13 protein-coding genes are annotated in these 17,285 nt (G+C 75.9%); 4 read left to right on the top strand and 9 right to left on the bottom strand.

The genetic code is table 11. The features are described 5' to 3' along the window. Positions 1-515 precede the first annotated feature (515 nt). Positions 516-686 carry a hypothetical protein gene (locus ACFY23_RS26360; protein ID WP_350819385.1) on the top strand — a complete coding sequence of 57 codons (171 nt, stop codon included), beginning with the start codon at positions 516-518 and terminating at the stop codon, positions 684-686. A 254-nt stretch (positions 687-940) separates the two neighbouring features. Here the strand turns inward: ACFY23_RS26360 and ACFY23_RS26355 are convergent, their stop codons facing one another. The 4 genes from ACFY23_RS26355 to ACFY23_RS26340 form a co-directional block, all read right to left on the bottom strand. Next, positions 941-2,602, bottom strand: coding sequence for a hypothetical protein (locus tag ACFY23_RS26355; protein WP_350686426.1), 1,662 nt, complete (start codon positions 2,600-2,602; stop codon positions 941-943). 195 nt (positions 2,603-2,797) lie between these two features. After that, positions 2,798-4,891 (bottom strand): amino acid transporter, encoded by a 2,094-nt coding sequence (locus ACFY23_RS26350; protein ID WP_350686425.1) that lies wholly within the window; start codon positions 4,889-4,891, stop codon positions 2,798-2,800. 314 nt (positions 4,892-5,205) lie between these two features. Beyond that, positions 5,206-5,976: a DUF5995 family protein gene (locus ACFY23_RS26345; RefSeq protein ID WP_350686424.1), complete on the bottom strand. Its 771-nt coding sequence runs from the start codon at positions 5,974-5,976 to the stop codon at positions 5,206-5,208. A 108-nt stretch (positions 5,977-6,084) separates the two neighbouring features. After that, entirely contained in the window at positions 6,085-8,979 is a 2,895-nt protein-coding gene (locus tag ACFY23_RS26340) for an AAA family ATPase (protein WP_350819384.1), read from the bottom strand. Positions 8,980-9,165: 186 nt separating this feature from the next. Between ACFY23_RS26340 and ACFY23_RS26335 the strand changes: the two genes are divergently transcribed. After that, on the top strand, positions 9,166-11,112 hold the full coding sequence (locus ACFY23_RS26335; RefSeq protein ID WP_350819383.1) for an adenylate/guanylate cyclase domain-containing protein: 1,947 nt from the start codon (positions 9,166-9,168) through the stop codon (positions 11,110-11,112). Positions 11,113-11,220: 108 nt separating this feature from the next. Beyond that, entirely contained in the window at positions 11,221-12,114 is an 894-nt protein-coding gene (locus ACFY23_RS26330) for an aldo/keto reductase (protein ID WP_350685169.1), read from the top strand. A gap of 150 nt (positions 12,115-12,264) precedes the next feature. On the opposite strand, the gene ACFY23_RS26325 is transcribed toward ACFY23_RS26330, so the two are convergent. The 5 genes from ACFY23_RS26325 to ACFY23_RS26305 form a co-directional block, all read right to left on the bottom strand. Continuing rightward, entirely contained in the window at positions 12,265-12,831 is a 567-nt protein-coding gene (locus tag ACFY23_RS26325) for a dienelactone hydrolase family protein (RefSeq protein ID WP_350685168.1), read from the bottom strand. 61 nt (positions 12,832-12,892) lie between these two features. After that, positions 12,893-13,996, bottom strand: a complete 1,104-nt coding sequence (locus ACFY23_RS26320; protein ID WP_350685171.1) for a glycosyltransferase — start codon at positions 13,994-13,996, stop codon at positions 12,893-12,895. 213 nt (positions 13,997-14,209) lie between these two features. After that, positions 14,210-14,590 carry a hydroxyphenylacetyl-CoA thioesterase PaaI gene (paaI, locus tag ACFY23_RS26315; protein ID WP_350685170.1) on the bottom strand — a complete coding sequence of 127 codons (381 nt, stop codon included), beginning with the start codon at positions 14,588-14,590 and terminating at the stop codon, positions 14,210-14,212. A gap of 323 nt (positions 14,591-14,913) precedes the next feature. Continuing rightward, on the bottom strand, positions 14,914-15,357 hold the full coding sequence (locus ACFY23_RS26310) for a DUF6766 family protein (RefSeq protein ID WP_350685167.1): 444 nt from the start codon (positions 15,355-15,357) through the stop codon (positions 14,914-14,916). Positions 15,358-15,441: 84 nt separating this feature from the next. Next, positions 15,442-15,891 (bottom strand): MarR family transcriptional regulator, encoded by a 450-nt coding sequence (locus tag ACFY23_RS26305; protein WP_350685166.1) that lies wholly within the window; start codon positions 15,889-15,891, stop codon positions 15,442-15,444. A gap of 138 nt (positions 15,892-16,029) precedes the next feature. On the opposite strand from ACFY23_RS26305, the gene ACFY23_RS26300 reads away from it, so the two are divergent. Beyond that, positions 16,030-17,250, top strand: coding sequence for an MFS transporter (locus ACFY23_RS26300; RefSeq protein WP_350685165.1), 1,221 nt, complete (start codon positions 16,030-16,032; stop codon positions 17,248-17,250). The last annotated feature ends 35 nt before the right edge of the window (positions 17,251-17,285 follow it).

Raw genomic sequence — 17,285 nt, 5'->3', positions numbered from 1 at the left:
CCGGGGAACGTCACCGGGATGGGCGACGGGCGGGCACTGCGAGGGTCGACCACGCCGGCCGCCGGCCGCACGTTCCGGCCGTCTGCCGCACATTCCCTAAGGCGTCCTAGGAGGATGGGCTGTCAGGTCGACGGGATCGAACCGCGCCGGAGGCGGGGCACGTTGCCGGAGCGGGCGGCGGGAACGGTCGGCGGACCCGCACCTCGGTGGCGTCCATCAAGGCGCGCGGGTGATGGCCCAGGCAGGCCACCACGTCGGCGAGGGTGGGTAGCCGCGCTCGGTCGTGCACCCGGCAGCCGCGCTCGGCCGGCGGCGGCCGCACCTCGGCGACACCGTGGGTGATCGCCGCGCGATGGACTCCGAGTCGCTCGGGAACGATCCGGGCCGCGTGACAAACCCGCCTGCCGCGACTCAGGCCTCGATGCCCCGCCGCGCGAGATCGGCCGCGATGCCGTCCAGGACACCGGCGAGGCCCGGCCTTCGACGCCTTCACCCAAGAGATGCGGATCGCCGCGATGGTCAGCGTCGTCCTGACGGCGGGCGGGGCCATCCTGATCGCCACCATGCTCCGCGCCGCACGCAACCGGCCCGGACCCGCCTCACCGAGGGCGGTCCGGGAGCGGACGGCACAGCACGGCGGTCGCGACCAGGCCGACGAACTGTCCGCCACGACGCCGACCTCGTGAACCCCGGTCCCGTGGAACCGTACCGGTGTGGCCGCGACCTCTCCCGGGCAGCGGCCACACCGCCAGCGGTTCCATGTCCCGGTTGGGCCGCTGGGCCCGGCCGGAGCGGCCGACCAGCCGAGCTCGCGCCGGCGGGCTCGGCCCGACGGCGAACGGACGGCGGGCACGCGACGAGGGGCGCACCCGGCCCGCGCCGACGACGATCCTCACGATCGTCGGGAGCAGGGCCGGGTGCGCCCCTCGGGGGCGGCCGGTCAGCGGAAGCAGTTGGCCACCGGCACCCGGCTGCCCTCGCAGTTGGTGGGCTCGTTGTCGATGATGTCGGTCTCGTCGTCGACCCTGACCCGGGCCTTGTCGGCGAAGAGACCGCCCGGCTTCACCGTGGCGGTGTTGCCGGCCACCCGGCTGCGGTAGAGGGAGACCTGCCCCTGGGTCACGAACACCCCGCCGCCCTTCGACGCCGCGCCGACGGCGTGGTTCCAGTCGACCTCGCTGTGGCGGACCAGCAGGTTGGACTTGGCGGCGTAGATCCCACCGCCGGCGCCCCGGGCGGTGTTGCCGGCCACGACGCTGTCGTCGAGCGGCAGCAGGCCCTGGAAGGTGGAGATGCCACCGCCGTTGCCGGTGGCGGTGTTGTCGCGCACCTCCAGGCCGCGCAGGAAGATCAGAGCGTCCGAGTTGGCGATGCCCCCACCGGTCTGGGCGGTGTTGCCGAGCACCTTGCTGTCGGCCACCCTGGTCCGGGCCGAGAAGCTGGCGATGCCGCCGCCCTGCGCCGCGTTGTTGTCCGCGAAGGTGCTTTCCCGCACCTCGGCGGCCCCGCGGTAGTTGCCGAGGCCGCCGCCGTACGCGACGGCGGTGTTGTTCCGGAACTCCGACGTGCGCAGGCTCAGCACGCCGCCGTTGAGCAGGCCCCCGCCCTTGCCCGCGGTGCCGGCGGCGTGGTTGCCGACGAAGGTGCTGTCGGCGACCACCATGTTGCCGTCGTTGAAGATCCCGCCACCGCCGCCCTCCGCGGAGAGGGAGGTGCTGCCGACGACGGTGGTGCGCTCGACCACGGCCGACGCGCCGTGCACGACGTGGATGCTGCCGCCCTCGGCGGCGGAGAGGCCGTTGCGCAGCACGACGTCGGAGAGGGTCAGTTCTCCGCCGTCGCGGACGGTGAAGAACCGGAACGCCTCGGCGTGCACGTCCCGCTCGATGGTGGCGCCCTCGCCCCGGATGGTGATCGGGTGGTAGATGACCGGTAGGCCCGCCCTGTCGTGCTGCGGGTTGCGCGGCGGGGCCTCGGCGTCGCCCGGGTTCTCGGCGCTGTCGGCCGCCTCCCGGGCGTCCCGGATCCCGCCGTCGTAGTCGTCGGGCTGCTGGAAGGCGTGCGTCAGCTCGTACGTGCACTTCGGCGCGAGCCGCAGGTGCGCGCCGCCCTCGGCGTTGGCCCGGACCAGCGCGGCGATGAGCTTCGTCGAGTCGCACGGCACCTCGACCTCCCCGCGGCGCCCGGCCCCGGACCCTCGGTGCCGGCCCTCCTCCCCGCCCCGGCGCTCCCCGGCGGGGTCACCCGACCAGTCCCCGGAGCGCTCGCCCGCGGCGTCGGCGGAGGGCTCCCCGGCGCCATGCCGGGACGGCTCCCTGGCGGCATCCCGGGACGGTTGCCCGGCGGGGTCGCCGGAGTGCTGCCCGCCGAGGTCGGCGCGGCCCTGCTCGCGACGGTCGTCGCGGTGCCCCGCGCCGGAGTCGTCGCCGCGCAGCACCAGGGACGGCGTGTCCGACGCGGTGGGCAGCGCTCGTTCCGCGGCCACCGCGGCGCCGCCCGCCACCCCGGCCACCAGGGTTCCCGCCACCAGCCCGCCGGCTAAGAACCACCGGGACCGCCGCCTGGCTGGTGCCGCTCGCCGGTCCCCTTGATACGTCGACATCAGGCTTCCCCTGCCTCTCGTGCATGACACGACCGGCCCGAACCGGGCACGGGGTGACTGACATCCCGACAGCCACCGAAGGCCACGATACGAGCGGAACTCGGACAAGTCAGCCGAAGATGAATAAACGTACGATTCACCTTGTCGGGGCGGAGAACGGCCCGTGCGGTCCGGGGCCGGAACGGGGTGCCGGGGTCAGCCGCCGACGTGGATGCCCGGTCGGCGGGTCGGGTCCGGCTCGGACTTGCGGAGGATCTCCCGGACCACCGGCGGGGTGTCGCCGCGACCGAGGATGAGGTAGCGCAGCAGGTGCACGAGGGGGTTCCCCTCGGACCACTCGAAGTGGGCGTGGGGCCGGACGCCGGTGGCGTCGCGCAGCGCCAGGAGGATCGCCGCGATGGCGTTCGGCACCGCCGGGCTGCTGGCCCGCAGCACCCGGAAGCCCCCGACCTCCACGCCGTGCACCCGCAGCACCTGACTGAACTCGGACGGGTCGACCACGTCGATCTCCAGGAACAGGATGTCGCCCTCGCCCGGGACCGGGTTCATCCCCCGCTGCGCCCGCTCCTTGACCGTGTACTCCTTCACCGCGCCCCGGGCCCGCTTGTGGGCGATGAGGTGCAGCCGGCCGTCGTGCGCCAGCGAGTCGGCGACGAACCGTCGGGCCCGCTCGTCGAACTCGATCCGCTCCGCGCGCAGCTCGGTGGTCCGGCTCACCCGCGAGACCAGCGAGACCGCGACGATGCCGAGGATGAACAGGACCGAGATCGTGATGCCGTCCGGCTTGGCGACGGCGTTCTCGGCCAGGGCGTACAGCAGGACCAGGGTGAGCACGGCGAAGCCGACGGCGGCGGCGCGCTCCCGGCGGCGGGCCGCGGAGATGGTGACCGCCACGGCGGCGGAGACCATCATGGCGAGGATCCCGGTGGCGTACGCCCCGGCCTGGTCGTTGACGTCGGCGCGGAACACCACGGTGATCGCGATGCTGACCAGGGTGTAGACGATCACGACCGGCCGCACCGCCCGGCCCCACTCGGGCGCCATGCCGTAGGCGGGCAGGTAGCGGGGCACGATGTTGATCAGGCCGGCCATCGCGGAGGCGCCGGCGAACCAGAGGATGAGCGCGCTGCTGACGTCGTAGACGGTGCCGAAGACCTCCCCGACGTGCTCGTGGGCGAGGTACGCCAGCGCCCGGCCGTTGGCCGCCCCGCCCGGCGCGAACTCACCGGGAGGGATGAGGACCGTGGTCACGAGCGACGTCGAGACCAGGTAGACCGACATGACGAGGGCGGCGGTGGCGAGCATCCGCCGGGTGTTGCGGATCCGCGCCGCCAGCCGGGCCGCGCGGTCCGGCCCGTCCCCGGCCACCAGCGGCATCATGCTGACCCCGGTCTCGAAGCCGGAGAGCCCGAGCACCAGCAGCGGGAAGGCCAGCACGGCGGTCACCGCCACCTCGCCGGGGCCCCGGCCCACGCTCAGCGCCGAGGTCCAGTCCGCCAGCATGCCCGGATCCGCCGCGATCTCGGCCACCGAGACCGCCACGACCACCGCGTTCAGAACCAGGAAGACGGCGACCAGCGGGATGGCCACCGCCACCGCCTCCCGGAAGCCGAGCAGGAAGACGCCACCGAGGACCAGCAGCAGCCCGACGGTGACGCCGACGGCGACCGCCGTTCCGCCGACCCCCTCGGGCACCAGCGGATTCTCCAGCAGGTGCACCGTGGCGTCGGCCGAGGAGAGGGTGATCGTGATGATCCAGGAGGTGGCCACGAAGCCGAGCAGGACCAGCACGAAGACCTTGCCCCGCCAGAACGGCAGCAGCCGTTCCAGCATCGCCACCGAGCCCTGCCCGTGCGGGCTCTCCCGGGCCACCCGCCGGTACATCGGCAGCATGCCGAGCAGCGTCAGCGCGACGATCAGCAGGGTGGCCAGCGGGGAGAGCGCCCCGGCCGCCACCGCCGCGATCCCCGGCAGGTACGACAGGGTGGAGAAGTAGTCCACCCCCGTCAGGCACATGACCTGCCACCAGGCGTGCGAGCGCGCCTGCCCCTCCGCCGCCTCGGGGCCCACCGGCTGCACCCGGTGCACCAGCAGCCACCGTCGCAGCGGGCCGGGAGGCGCCGCCGGCCGGCTCGGGCTGGCCACGACCTCCGGGACGACGACCGGGCGACCGGCGCGGCGGCCGGGGCGGGTGGGATCACGCGCGGCGCGCAGGTCCCGGCCCGGGCCGGCCGGCGGCGGGCGGCGGGCACGCGTGCGCCGCGCCCCCGCCCCGTGCTCGTCAGCCATCCCCGTCCCCGCCCCTCGGCCGTCCTGACCCGACCGTAGGCGGTCCCCCGCCGGCCGCCCCCCGGAACGGCGAACCCGGAACGCCCTTCCGCCGCAGGCGGGAGGGCGTTCCCGACGGACCGACCGGAGCCGCCAGCCCGACCTGTGGCCACCGGCCGGCGCGGGCGTACCCCGTGCGGGCCGGCCGACACCCCCCGGGCCGGCCGGCCCTCCCCCACCCCCGAGGCGGGGCCCGGCGACCGGCGACGCGGCCCCGGACGCGTCCCCGCGCTCCGCCGTGTGCCGGTGCGGAGCGCGGGGACCCCCCGTCCCGGCTACTGCAGGAACGCCCCGAGGGGCGACAGCAGCAGCCGGCCGAGCGCCGCGGCGGTGTCGTCCAACCGCGCGCGCTCGCACTCGTGGGCGGCCGGGTCGTGCCGGCACCGCCAGATCTTCTGCGCGTTGCGCCAGGCGACGTCACGGGTGTACTCGACCAGTTCCCCCTGGTACCAGTCGTCGATGTCGCCGTTGAGCATGTCGATGAGCAACTGCCACCGCTCCAGGTAGCCGCGCCGCAGGCCGGGGATCTTGTCGGCGAAGATGTTGTTGATCTCGAGGTAGTCGCGGTGCTGCTCGGTGCCGTCGACCGGCTCCGACTCCAGGCTGTCGAACGTGGTCACCAGCGCGAACGGCAGGTCGAAGTTGATGTGCGCGTTCACCCCGGCGGCCGCCGACGGCAGCGGGCGGGCGTCCGGCCCGCGCATCCGCTCGAACAGGCACGCCCAGGCCTTCGGCGTGCCCGGGCTGGAGTCGGTCCACAGCCGCATCGCGTCGAAGTAGCGCGCGGCGAACTCCACGTCGAGCCGGGACAGGAACACCGGGTCGGCGAACCGGTCGTCGTAGAGCCCGTTCAGCACGCTCTCGGTGATCGTCAGATAGAGCTTGTTGAAGTCGGCCAGCGGGCAGCTCGCCTCCAGCGGAGGCAGCCGGACCAACAGGTCCTGGAGCTTGGTGAGGTGGTCGACCACCGCCGGGACGTCGGCGGGGTGGTCGGCGAGCAGGTCGACGATGTCCCGATGCACGGGGCCCCACACCGGTTCCGTCATCTCTCCTCCACTGTGGTTCCGGCACCTCGTGCCGTCGGCGACGCTGCACAGCCTGCCAGCCGACGAGCGTCGGCCGGATCAGTAGAACGACGTATCCGTACGCGCCCGTCAGGCGGGCCGGTTACGCAGGAAGATGGCGCTGGCCTGCACCCGGGTGCGGACCTGGAGCTTGTCGAAGATGTGCGAGACGTGCACGCCGATGGTCCGCTCGCTGATGAACAGCCGCTGGCCGATCTCCCGGTTCGTCAGCCCCTCGGCGACGGCGGCGAGCACCTCCCGCTCCCGCGCGGTCAGCACCGCCAACTCGTCGCCGTCCGGGCCGGCCGTCGGCTCGCCCGCGACCGGCCGGTCCTCCAGCGACACCCGGGCCCGGCCCGCGAGGGTCCGGATCTCCGAGGTCAGCGGCACCGCGCCGAGCCCCTGCGCCACCTGGTACGCCTGCCGCAGCAGTTTGCCCGCCGTGGCGCTGCGGCTGCGCCGGGCCAGCAGCGCCTCGGCCTGACGCAGCCGCGAGTAGGCCGCCGGGTAGGGGTGGTGACGCCGGTCCCACTGCGCCACGGACCGGGCCCACAGCTCCGGGTCGCTGCCGTCGAGGCGGCTCACCTCGGCGGCGCACAGCGCCAGGAACCCGTCGACCACGTCGCGCACCGGGCGGGCCGCATCCTCGCTCTTGCGGGCCACCCGGTCGGCCACCTCCCGCAGCCGCCGCACCGCGGTCTCGTCCACCGCGATCGTCCGGCTGGCGTGCGCCTCCGCCTCGGCCCGCAGGCCGTGCCACACCAGCGCGGCGAGGATGCCCACGTCGTCGGAGCGGCTCTCGGTCAGGCCGCGCTGCACCGCCTGCCGGGCGAGGTCGTGCCGGCCCTGCCACATGGCCAGCCCCGCCCGCAGCGTCAGCAACGGAATCACGTGCCGTGCCCCGCCGCCGGCGAGCACGGTGGCCACCGCGTCCAGGTCGCGGTCGGCGGCCGCGATGTCGCCGTAGCCCACCGACAGCCGGCAGCGCGCCAGCAGCAGCTCGACCGCGTCCGCGCCGGAGGGGCGGTGCCGCAGCGCCGCCGCGACGACCTTCTCCGCCTCCGCCCACTGACCGACGCGGAACAGCCCGTTGGTGGCGATGGCCAGCAGCCGGGTCTCCCAGGTGCGGCCGAGGCCCAGCTCGGCCACCCGCTCGGCGCCCCGGCGGGCGACGACGACGCCCTCCTCCAGCACGTTCAGCGGGCCGGTCAACAGCTCGGCCAGGTGCAGGTACGCGCAGGCCACGTCCTCGGGGCGGCCGGAGCGCTCGGCGGTCTCCAGCGCCCGGCGCATCACCGCCAGGCCCGCGTCCGGATCCTCCAGGTACGCCTCGGAGAAGCCGAGGGCCGCGCTGGCCAGCACGACCTCCGACGTGGAGCCCTCGACCGCGGCGGACAGCTCCAGCGCCTCCCGGGCCCGCCGGCCGGCGTCGGCGTACCGGCCGAGGTGCAGCAGCAGCTCGGCCAGGTGGGCGGCGGCGGTGGCGCGTTCCCGCGGCGTGCAGTCGGCGGCCTCCAGGGCCCGCCGGTATTCGGCCTCGGCGAGGGCCGACCGACCGGCGGCGGCCAGGTAGCGGGCCCGCCGGATGTGCAGCGCGCAGGTCGACCGGTCGGCGCCGGAGCCGGCCAACTCCTCGAGCAGGGTCAGCGCGCGGGCGTGCTCGCCGCAGTGGTGGGCGGCCTCGGCGGCGTGTTCCAGCAGGGTCAGCCGGTCCACGTCCCGCGGACCCACGCCGGGCGAGCCGGCCAACTGCAACGCGACCGACCAGTGCCGGTGCGCCTCGGCCCAGCCGTGCAGCCGCTCGGCCTCGCGGGCCGCCGCCGTCGCCGCCGGCAGCGCCCGCGCCGGCTCGCCGGCCAGCCGCCAGTGGTGCGCCAGGCGGGCCTGGTGCAGCTCCGCCGGGCCCGAGGTGAGCGCCTCGGCGTAGCGGCGGTGCAGGGCGGCCCGCTCGGCGGGCAGCAGCTCGTGCTCCAGCACTTCGGCGACCAGCCGGTGCCGCAGCCGGTAGCCGTCGTCGTCGCCCACCAGCAGCCGGTGCGCCACGGTGGCGCGGACCGCCTCGATCAGCTCGTCCTCGGGCAGCCGCGTCACCCGGGCCAGCAGCCAGTGCTCCACCGGCTCGACGCCGGCCGCGACCGCGTGCACCACGGCGTGCGCGTGCTGCGGCAGCGCGTCGACCCGCGCCAGGAATACCTCGCGCAGCGTGTCGGAGAGCCCGTCGCGGCCGTCGCGCAGGTCGCGGGCCAGCTCCTCCACCACGAACGGGTTGCCCCCGCTGCGTTGCCAGACCAGCTCCGCCGCCTCGGGCGCGAGCGGGCGGCCGACCACGGCGGCGGCGAGCTGGTCGGTGCCGGCCCGGTCGAGCGGGGCCAGGTCGAGCACCCGCACCGAGCGCAGCCGGCGCAGCTCGGTGAGCACCCGGCGCAGCGGGTGCGCGCCCTGCAACGACTCGGCCCGCACCGCGGCGAGCACGGAGAGCTGGAGGTCACCGAGGCCGGCGAGCAGATAGAGCAGCAACTGGCGGGTGCTGCGGTCGACCCACTGGAGGTCGTCCAGCACCAGCACCAACGGGCGCCCCTCGGCGATCAGGTGCAGCCCCCGGGAGACCCGCTCCAGCAGCGCCCCGGCGCCGTCCGGGCCGGCGGTCTCGTCGGCGAACACCCGCAGGAGGCCGCGGACGGCCGAGGACGTCCGAGCGTGGGAGCCGGTCAGCTCGGCGTCGAAGCGGCGCAACGCCTGCAGCAGCGGGTGCAGTGGCGACGCGTCGCCGATGTCCAGACAGGAGCCGGTCAGCACCAGGGCGCCCGCGTCGCGCAGCCGGTCGCTCACCTCGCGCAGCAGCCGGGTCTTGCCCACGCCGCTCTCGCCGGTGAGGAAGACCGCGGCGGTGTGCCCCTGCGCGACCTCGTCGAGCAGCGCGGACCGTACCGTCGTCACCAGGTCGGCCCGGCCGACGAGCGGTGCGGTGTCCACGTCGCTGGCCATGGCACGCAGCCTAGTCATCCGTCCACGCGCCGTTCTACGGGTCTTTTGCCCCTGTGGTGCTCGTCGCGCCGACATCGCGACCAAAGGTTGCGGGTGGCCGACATACGTCGTTCTGCAGATCCGCCGCGGACCCGGAGGTGACAGTGTCCGAGGCGTCGTCAGCCAACGGGGGGAAAGGCGGGTGCGATGCCCATGCCCACCATCGTCGTTTCTCCGCAGCGTGCCGCCTCGGCAGGCTGGTCGGTGCCGGAGGAGAGACGCACGGTCACCGTGCTGTTCGCCGACATCGTCGGGTCGACCGCGCTCTTCGACCGGCTCGACCCCGAGGACGTACGGGCCCTGCAACGCGCCTACTTCGCCACCGTCGCCGGGGTGCTGCGCCGGTGGCACGGGGTGGTCGAGAAGTACGTCGGCGACGCGGTCATGGCGCTGTTCGGGGCGCGCGAGTCCGACGGGTTCGACGCGTACCGGGCGGTGCGGGCGGCGCTGGACATCCAGCGGGCCCTCGACCGGCGTCCCCTGCCCGGCGCCCCGCGGCTGCGGGTCCGGGTCGGGGTGGCCACCGGCGAGGCGCTGGTGGACCTCGCCGCGACGCACGACGGCGGGCACGGCGCGGCCAGCGGCGCGGTGACCAGCACCGCCGCCCGGTTGCAGGAGTACGCCCCGCCCGGCGGCGTGGCGCTCTGCGCGGCCACCCACCGGGCCACCGTGGGGCTGGTCGACCAGCGCCGTGTGCCGCCGGTGGCCCTCGCCGGCAAGGCGCTGCCGGTGGACGTGTGGCAGGCCACCGGCACCACCCGGCCGGCCCCGACCCCGCACGAGGGCCCGCTGGTCGGGCGACGGCGGGAACTGGCCACCGCCCGGGACCTGATCGTCCACGCCGTACGGGACCGTAGCCCGCGCTGGCTGTCGCTGGTCGGCCCCGCCGGCAGCGGGCGCAGCCGGCTGCTGCACGAGCTGCGGCGCGCCGTCGCGGCGGTGGACGACGTGCCGGTGCGCTGGTGCGTCGCGCACTGCCCGCCGTGCCCGGAGGCCCTGGCGCCCGTCGCCGACCTGGTGCGCGGGGCCGCCGGCCTCCGCGCGGACGACCCGCCCGCGGTGGTACGCCGTCGGCTCACCGCCACCCTCACGGGCCTGGTGCCGCCCGCCGACGTGGCCGAGGCGGTGTTCACCCTGGAAGGGGTGCTGGCCGGGCCGGACGGCACCCGCGAGGTGGCGCGGGGCGCCGAGGTGGCGCGGGAGGTGCTGCTGGCGCTCGCCGCCCGGGAGCCGCTGGTGGTGGCGGTGGACGACCTGGACCGGGGCACCGGCGAGCTGAACCGCTTCCTGCACCGGCTCTTCGCGGCGGCCACCGCCCGGTCCCTGCCGCTGGCGGTCGTGGCGCTGCACCGGCCCGAGTGGGCGGACGTGCTGCCCGGGGCCCGGGACCGCCGGCACCGGCTGGACGTGCCGCCGCTGCGCCCGGTGGAGACCGGCCGGCTGCTGCGCCACCTGCTGGGTCGGGCCGACCGGCCGGCGGCGGAGGCCGCGCGCCTGCTGCCGCTGGTCGACGGCAACCCCGGCCGGGCCGCCGCGTACGTGGCGTCGCTCGACGCGGCGCCGACCGCGCTGCTGCCCGTGCCCGACGCGGTGCGCCGGGAGGTGGACGCCCGGCTGGACCGCCTCGACGGCATCCGGCGGGCGGCGCTGACGGCCGTCGCGGCCCTCGGCGTCGCGGCCCCCGGCGCGGGGGTCACCGCGTCGTCGGTGGCGCGCCTGCTCGGCTGGTCGCCCGACCGGGCGGTGCCGCAGTTGCGCGCCCTCGCCGCCGCGGGCCTGCTGGTCGGCCGCGCCGGCGGCGGGTACACGGTCGCCGACCCGGTGCTCCGCGAGGTCGCCTACGCCCGGCTGCCGAGGGCGGTGCGGGCCGCGGTCGCCCGGCGGGCCGGGCAGTCGTCGGACGCGGTGGCGCCGGCCGGTCGGCGCGCCGAGGTGCCGGTGGTGGACCTCCGCGGCCGGGCGGCCGACCGCGGCGCGCCCGTCGAGGGCGACCGCGCCCCGGCGGCCGCCGGGGCGGCACGGCCGGACCGGCGGGAGCGTCGCGAATGGAGGTCGGCGTGGGGGCTGCCGCGCGGGACGCCGGCGGCGGCGTGACGGAGGACGCGTCTCTCCCCACGATCCACGTTAACCGGTGCCGGCCCCGGGCGGTATCGGGCGGCTGACCGAGTGCCCGGACGGGCGCCCCTTGACTAGGTTCGCCCGATGCCTGTCGAAGAAATCACCGCCTCCGCCGCCGGCACCTGGACCCTCGGCGACCGCACCGTGCACCGGATGGGCTTCGGGTCGATGCGGCTGACCGTCGACCCGGACCGGGCGCGCGCCGTCCGCGTCCTGCGCCGGGCGGTCGAACTCGGCGTCAACCACATCGACACCGCCGCCTTCTACGTCTCGCCGGGCGGGCCGCTCGGCGTCGGCACCGGCCCGCGCCGGTACGCCACCGAACTCATCCGGGAGGCGCTCGCGCCGTACCCGGACGACCTGGTCATCACGACGAAGGTCGGGCCGTCCTTCGACGCGGCGACCCGGCACCGGGAGCTGACCCCGGCCGAGCTGCGCCGGGAGGTGGAGGAGAACCTGCGCCGCCTCGGCCGGGACCACCTGGACGTGGTCAACCTGCGGATCGTCCGACGCGAGGGGCAGGACTCCGTCGCGGAACGCTTCGCCGCCCTCGCCGAGCTGCGCGACGCCGGGCTGATCCGACACCTCGGCCTGTCCAACGTGCGGGTGGACCACCTGGACGAGGCGCAGGCCGTCGCGCCGGTGGTGTGCGTGCAGAACGCGTACGCCCTCGACGCGAACCGGTGGGCCGACGACCTGCTACGGGTCTGCGGCGAGCGCGGGGTGGCCTTCGTGCCGTTCTTCGCGATCGCCGGCGCCGGGCGGGAGACGGGCGCGGCAGACGAGCACGACGACGCGGTACGCGCGGTGGCCCGCGCCCACGGGGTGACGCCGCACCAGGTCCGCCTGGCCTGGACGCTGCACCAGGGGCAGCACGTGCTGGCCATCCCGGGCACCGGTGACCCGGAGCACCTGGCGCAGAACGTGGCGGCCGGCGCGATCCGGCTCTCCGCCGACGACCTGGCCCGCCTCGGCTGAGGGCCCGGTCCGTCGGCGCGGCGCGGCCCCGTCGCCTCCGCCGCCCTGGCGGGCGGACCGTCGGCCTGGCCCCGGGGCGACAGAGCGGCCCGTCGGCCTGGCCCGCCCCGGCGGAGCGGACCGGCGGGCCGCCCCCCCGCCGAAGGCCGGTCAGCGGTCGGCGAGGAAGGCGACCGCCCGCTCCCAGGTCTGCGCGGCGGCTGTCGCGTCGTGGTCGGGCAGGTGCGGGTCGGTGTAGAGGTGCCCGACGCCGGGATAGCGGTGGACGGACAGCTCCGCGCCGGCGTCGGTCATCGCCCGCCGCCACTGCCCGACCTCCGGCTCCGCGTCGTATTCGTCCGGGTCGCCCAGGTGCAGTTGCACCGGCAGGCCCGGACGGACCGATTCCGGCTCGCCGCCGACGCCGGAGAGCAGCAGCAGCGCCGCCGCGTCGGGGCGCTCGGCGAGCATCGCGCCGGCCACCCCCGCGCCCATCGAGAAGCCGGCCAGCACCGCGTCGGCCGGCGCCTCGCGCAGGGCCTCCCGGGCCCGGTCCAGCACGGCCTCCTGGCCGATCTTGCGGAGCAGGGCGAAGCCGTCCTCCACCGTCTGCGCGGCCGGAGCGCCGTAGAGGTCGGGGGTGACGACGGTGTGCCCGGCGGCGCGCAGCCGGTCGGCGGCGGTCAGCACGGCCGGCCGCAGCCCGTAGACGGAGTGAAACAGCACGACATGTCCCATGCGGGCATCCTGCCCCACACCGCCTGGGGGGACGGGCCGCCGCGCGGGCGGGACACCGGCGTCAGCGCAGCGACTCCAGCCTCCGCACCAGCTCCTCGGGCCCCGGCATCGCGGCGATCTCGGCGCTGACCTGTCTCGCCGCGTCGCGCAGCGCCGGGTCGCTCACCAGCCGGGTCAACGTCTCGGCGGTGATGTCACGGGGCCGGGCCGCGATGCCGGCGCCGCGCGCCGCCACCAGCTCGGCGTTGTGCCGCCGGTCGCCGGGCCCGACGGTGGCCAGCTGCGGCACCCCCGCGATGAGGGCGGTGAAGACGCTGCCCGCGCCGCCGTGGTGGACCAGCGCCGCGCTCGCCGGCAGCGCCTCGGCGAGCGGAATCCAGTCGACGGTGCGCACGTTGCCGGGCAGCGCGCGGCGGGCCAGCCGCGCGTCCGGGCGGACCAGGACGAAATCGGCGTCGACCCGGTCCGCGGCGGCGACGACCGCCGGCATCGGCCCGGCGCTGCCGGGGCCGGCGACGGTGCTGCGGCTGACCAGCACCCGCGGGCGCTCCGCCGGCTCGCGCAGCCAGCCCGGCAGCTCGCCGCCACCGGCGTGGGCGGCGTAGCGCAGGGGCCAGCCGTCCTGACGCCGCACGCTGGGCGGGGCGACCGCGATGGCGGCGGCTGGTGGCGGCAGGTGCGTCAGGCCGTGGCGGCGCAGGGCGGGACCGAGTCGCGCGAGGGTGGCCCGGACCAGCTCCCGGCCGTCGAAGAGGGAGTTCTCCTGGCGCACGGCGGGCACGCCGCGCTTCGCGGCGGCGAGCGCCCCGGCCACCCCGAACGGCTCGTGGATCACCAGATCGGGCTTCCACTCCTCGGCGACGGCGACCACCCCGTCGGTGATCTGGTCGTTGACCGCGCCGAAGAGCAGCGCCGCGCCCCGGGTGCCGGCCGTGCCGGCCAGCTCGGCCCGGGCGATCAGCGGGTGGCGCAGCATGACCCCGCGGGCGATCCGTCCGAAGTCGAACGCCGGCGCGACGTCGCGCACCGGCACCCCGGACTGCTCCGCCCGCAGGCCGTCGGCGGCGGTGGCGACGAGCACCTCGTGCCCGGCGTCGCGCAACGCGCCGGCCAGCGGCAGCAGGGGGAAGACGTGCCCGATCAACGGGGCCGATACCACCAGCATTCGCACCGCCCCGATGCTAGCCGCGCCGGCGAGTGTCGTGGGGGCGGCGGTCGGGCGGATCGGCGCCGGCGACGACGGCGCTCCGGCGGCCCGCGGCGCACCACGACGCGGCTGTCGGCCCGGGCGTTTGTGAGCTGTCCCGCGTCTGCGCCCGCAGTGGCAACTGCTCTGCGAGCGGACCGGCGCGACCGACCGCGGCGGCGGGCGCGAGGCTCAGCCGGCGGGCGTCGGCAGGGTGCGGCTGCGGCCCCGGAACTCGGCGACCACCTCGCCGCCGTCGCGGGTGACGGTGACGTCGTAGATGCCGCTGCGGCCGTACCGGGTGCGCTCGGTGGCGCGGGCGGTCAACAGGTCGCCCTCGCGGGCGGGACGGACGAAGGTGATCTCGCCACCGGCGGCGACGGTGACCGGACCGCGGCTGTTGCAGGCCAGCGCGAAGGCGGTGTCGGCGAGCAGGAAGACGAAGCCGCCGTGGGCGATCGCGTGGCCGTTGACCATCGCGCCGGTCACCCGCATCCTGGCCACCGCCGCCCCGTCGGCGGCGTCCACCAGCTCGATGCCGAGCCCCTTCGACGCCGCGTCGGCGTCGAACATGTCGTACGCGGCGTTGCGCCCCGTCACGTCAGCCGCCCCGCCGCTGGTCCACGATCCGCCCCGTCCTGCCCATCGACCGCTCCACCCGCCCGTGGCGATCACCTCGACCACCACGCTCACCCCGATCGTGTTCTCGACCGGCCCGGCCAGCGCCGCCCCGCCCGCCGATCTCGGTACCGTACGCCCGCCGGCGGCGCGGCACCACCGGCGGCCGGGACGGCCGGCAGGCGGGCGGTGAGCCGGGTCCCGCCGCCGATGACGTCGCCACCTCGATCACCCGGGCGGGTTCGGGGTCGACGGGCGCGGGTGGCGCCACCCGCACGTCACGGGTTCTCGGGGTCCAGGTTGCGCTCGCGCAGCAGCGCGTCCAGCTTGGCTTCGATCCGCTCGTCGGACTCGCGGGACTGGGAGGAGCCCCAGTAGTAGAACAGGGCCAGGCCGGCCGCCTGCCAGATCAGCTGGAGGAACTCGGACTGCCAGTTCTCGAAGGTGGAGGCGAGGAACTGCGGCAGGAAGTCCGCCCAGGCGAAGGACTGGCCGTGCTGGCTCGCCTCGTTGCTCTCCACCGCCACCTGGAAGACGAACTGACCGATCCAGGCGAACAGGAACAGCGCCCCGGTCACCAGCGCGAACGCGTACGCCCGCGGCCAGCGCGGCTTGCGGAACGGCGGCCCCCCGGCCCGCTCGGCGTCGCGGCGCGGACTTCCCCCGCCGGACGCTGGATCGGACGGACGCACGTGGGCCGGCGTCGTCGTCGTATCCGCCATCACGACCCCCTCTCGACAATCCCCTGTCGGGCATGTGCCCCGGCCCGGGAATGTCGAAACGGCGGGTCGGCGTGGCGTGGCTGGTCAGCGGGACGCCGGGAGCCGGTGCAGCGCGTCGACCAGCGGGGCCAGCTCCGGGGCGGCCTCGGCCTCGGCCAGCGCCTCGGCCAGCACCCGGTCGTGGGTGGGCCGGGCCTGGGCGAGCAGCTCGCACCCGGCGGGGGTGAGCTCGGTGTAGATGCCGCGTCGGTCGTCGGCGCAGAGGATCCGGGTGAGCAGGCCGCGGTCCTCCAGGCGGGTGACCAGCCTGGTGGTGGCGCTGTCGGAGAGCGCGGCGGCGCGGGCGAGCTGCCGCATCCGCATGTGCCAGCCGTCCTGCCGGGAGAGCGCGTCGAGCACCGTGTACTCGACCACGGAGAGCTGGTGACCGGCCTGGAGCGCGCGTTCCAGGGACGCCTCGATGAGGCCGTGCAGCGCGGCGAGGGTGCGCCAGCCCTGTGCGCGGACCTCCACGGCGTCGTCGCCGATGCCCATCCGACCTCCTCGCGGTGTGACCTGGTCGACCCCCAGCCTAGCAGGCTTGCGCCGACATCCCGCGCGTGCAACTATTTAGTTGCTTCCGCGCGTAGTTGCACGCGCCAGCTATCTGTCTCTCTCCTGGAACGGAAGACCATGTCTGGACGGAACCGGTCCCTGCCCGGTGGACTGCTCGCGCTGGCCGTCGGCGCCTTCGGCATCGGCCTCACCGAGTTCGTGATCATGGGGCTGCTGCCCCAGGTGGCCGCCGACTTCGCGGTGACCGAGTCGGTCGCCGGGTGGCTGATCTCCGGCTACGCGCTCAGCGTCGCGATCGGCGGCGTGGCGCTGACCGCGGCGGTCACCCGGCTGCCGCGCAAGCCGGTGCTGCTCGGCCTGATGGTGCTCTTCATCATCGGCAACCTGCTCTCCGCCCTGGCCGATGGCTACGGGGTGATGATGGCCGGCCGGATCGTCGCCGCGCTCTGCCACGGCGCGTTCTTCGGTATCGGCGCCGTGGTCGCCGCCGGACTGGTCGCGCCGGCCCGACGCGCGGGCGCCATCGCGCTGATGTTCGCCGGACTGACCACGGCCAACGTGCTCGGCGTACCGTTCGGCACCTTCCTCGGCCAGCATCTCGGCTGGCGGTCGACGTTCTGGGCGATCACCGGCGTCGGCGTGGTCGCGCTCGCCGGCCTGGCCCTGCTCGTCCCGGCCCGCCCGACCGGCGACGCCGACCGGCCCGCCGACGGGCTCCGTGGCGAGCTGCGCGCCTTCGCCCACCCGCAGGTGTGGCTGTCGCTGGCGGTGACCGTTCTCGGCTTCGGCGGCATGTTCGGCGCGTTCACCTACATCGCGTACACCCTGACCGAGGTCAGCGGCTTCGCCACCGGGACGGTGCCGTGGCTGCTGGTGCTCTTCGGGGTGGGCCTGTTCGTGGGGAACCTGCTCGGCGGTCGCGCCGCCGACGTGTCGGTGTCGCGCACCCTGGTCGTCGTGCTCGCGGCGCTGACCGTGGTGCTCGTGTCCTTCGCCCTGACCGCCGGCAGCCGACCGCTCACGGTGGCCTCGCTGCTGCTGATGGGCGGGTTCGGCTTCGCCACCGTGCCCCCGTTGCAGATGCGGATCATGCGGTACGCCCGCCAGGCGCCGACGCTGGCCTCCGGGGCGAACATCGCGGCCTTCAACGTCGGCAACGCACTCGGCGCGTGGGTGGGCGGGACGACGATCGCCGCCGGACTCGGCTACACCGCCCCGATCTGGGCGGGCGCGGCGGTCACCCTGGCCGGCCTGGGCGTGCTGCTGGCCGCCCTGCGACTGGCCCGCCGGCAGGCCGCGGCGCGGCCGGCGGAGCGGGAACTGGTCGCCTCGGCCTGACCGTCGCGGCGACAGCGGGGCCGGCCGGGCAGGGA

Origin of the sequence: Micromonospora sp. NPDC000121 (assembly GCF_042899165.1) — a bacterium.
Classification (GTDB): Bacteria; Actinomycetota; Actinomycetes; order Mycobacteriales; family Micromonosporaceae; genus Micromonospora.
Note: the sequence above shows the minus strand (reverse complement) of the source record. Positions and strands in the feature narration are given on the sequence as shown.

Coding starts and splice junctions, on each gene's coding strand:
- ACFY23_RS26360 (WP_350819385.1), top strand. CDS start 516: ATGGTCAGCGTCGTCCTGACGGCGGGCGGGGCCATCCTGATCGCCACC.
- ACFY23_RS26355 (WP_350686426.1), bottom strand. CDS start 2,602: ATGTCGACGTATCAAGGGGACCGGCGAGCGGCACCAGCCAGGCGGCGG.
- ACFY23_RS26350 (WP_350686425.1), bottom strand. CDS start 4,891: ATGGCTGACGAGCACGGGGCGGGGGCGCGGCGCACGCGTGCCCGCCGC.
- ACFY23_RS26345 (WP_350686424.1), bottom strand. CDS start 5,976: ATGACGGAACCGGTGTGGGGCCCCGTGCATCGGGACATCGTCGACCTG.
- ACFY23_RS26340 (WP_350819384.1), bottom strand. CDS start 8,979: ATGGCCAGCGACGTGGACACCGCACCGCTCGTCGGCCGGGCCGACCTG.
- ACFY23_RS26335 (WP_350819383.1), top strand. CDS start 9,166: ATGCCCATGCCCACCATCGTCGTTTCTCCGCAGCGTGCCGCCTCGGCA.
- ACFY23_RS26330 (WP_350685169.1), top strand. CDS start 11,221: ATGCCTGTCGAAGAAATCACCGCCTCCGCCGCCGGCACCTGGACCCTC.
- ACFY23_RS26325 (WP_350685168.1), bottom strand. CDS start 12,831: ATGGGACATGTCGTGCTGTTTCACTCCGTCTACGGGCTGCGGCCGGCC.
- ACFY23_RS26320 (WP_350685171.1), bottom strand. CDS start 13,996: ATGCTGGTGGTATCGGCCCCGTTGATCGGGCACGTCTTCCCCCTGCTG.
- paaI (WP_350685170.1), bottom strand. CDS start 14,590: ATGTTCGACGCCGACGCGGCGTCGAAGGGGCTCGGCATCGAGCTGGTG.
- ACFY23_RS26310 (WP_350685167.1), bottom strand. CDS start 15,357: ATGGCGGATACGACGACGACGCCGGCCCACGTGCGTCCGTCCGATCCA.
- ACFY23_RS26305 (WP_350685166.1), bottom strand. CDS start 15,891: ATGGGCATCGGCGACGACGCCGTGGAGGTCCGCGCACAGGGCTGGCGC.
- ACFY23_RS26300 (WP_350685165.1), top strand. CDS start 16,030: ATGTCTGGACGGAACCGGTCCCTGCCCGGTGGACTGCTCGCGCTGGCC.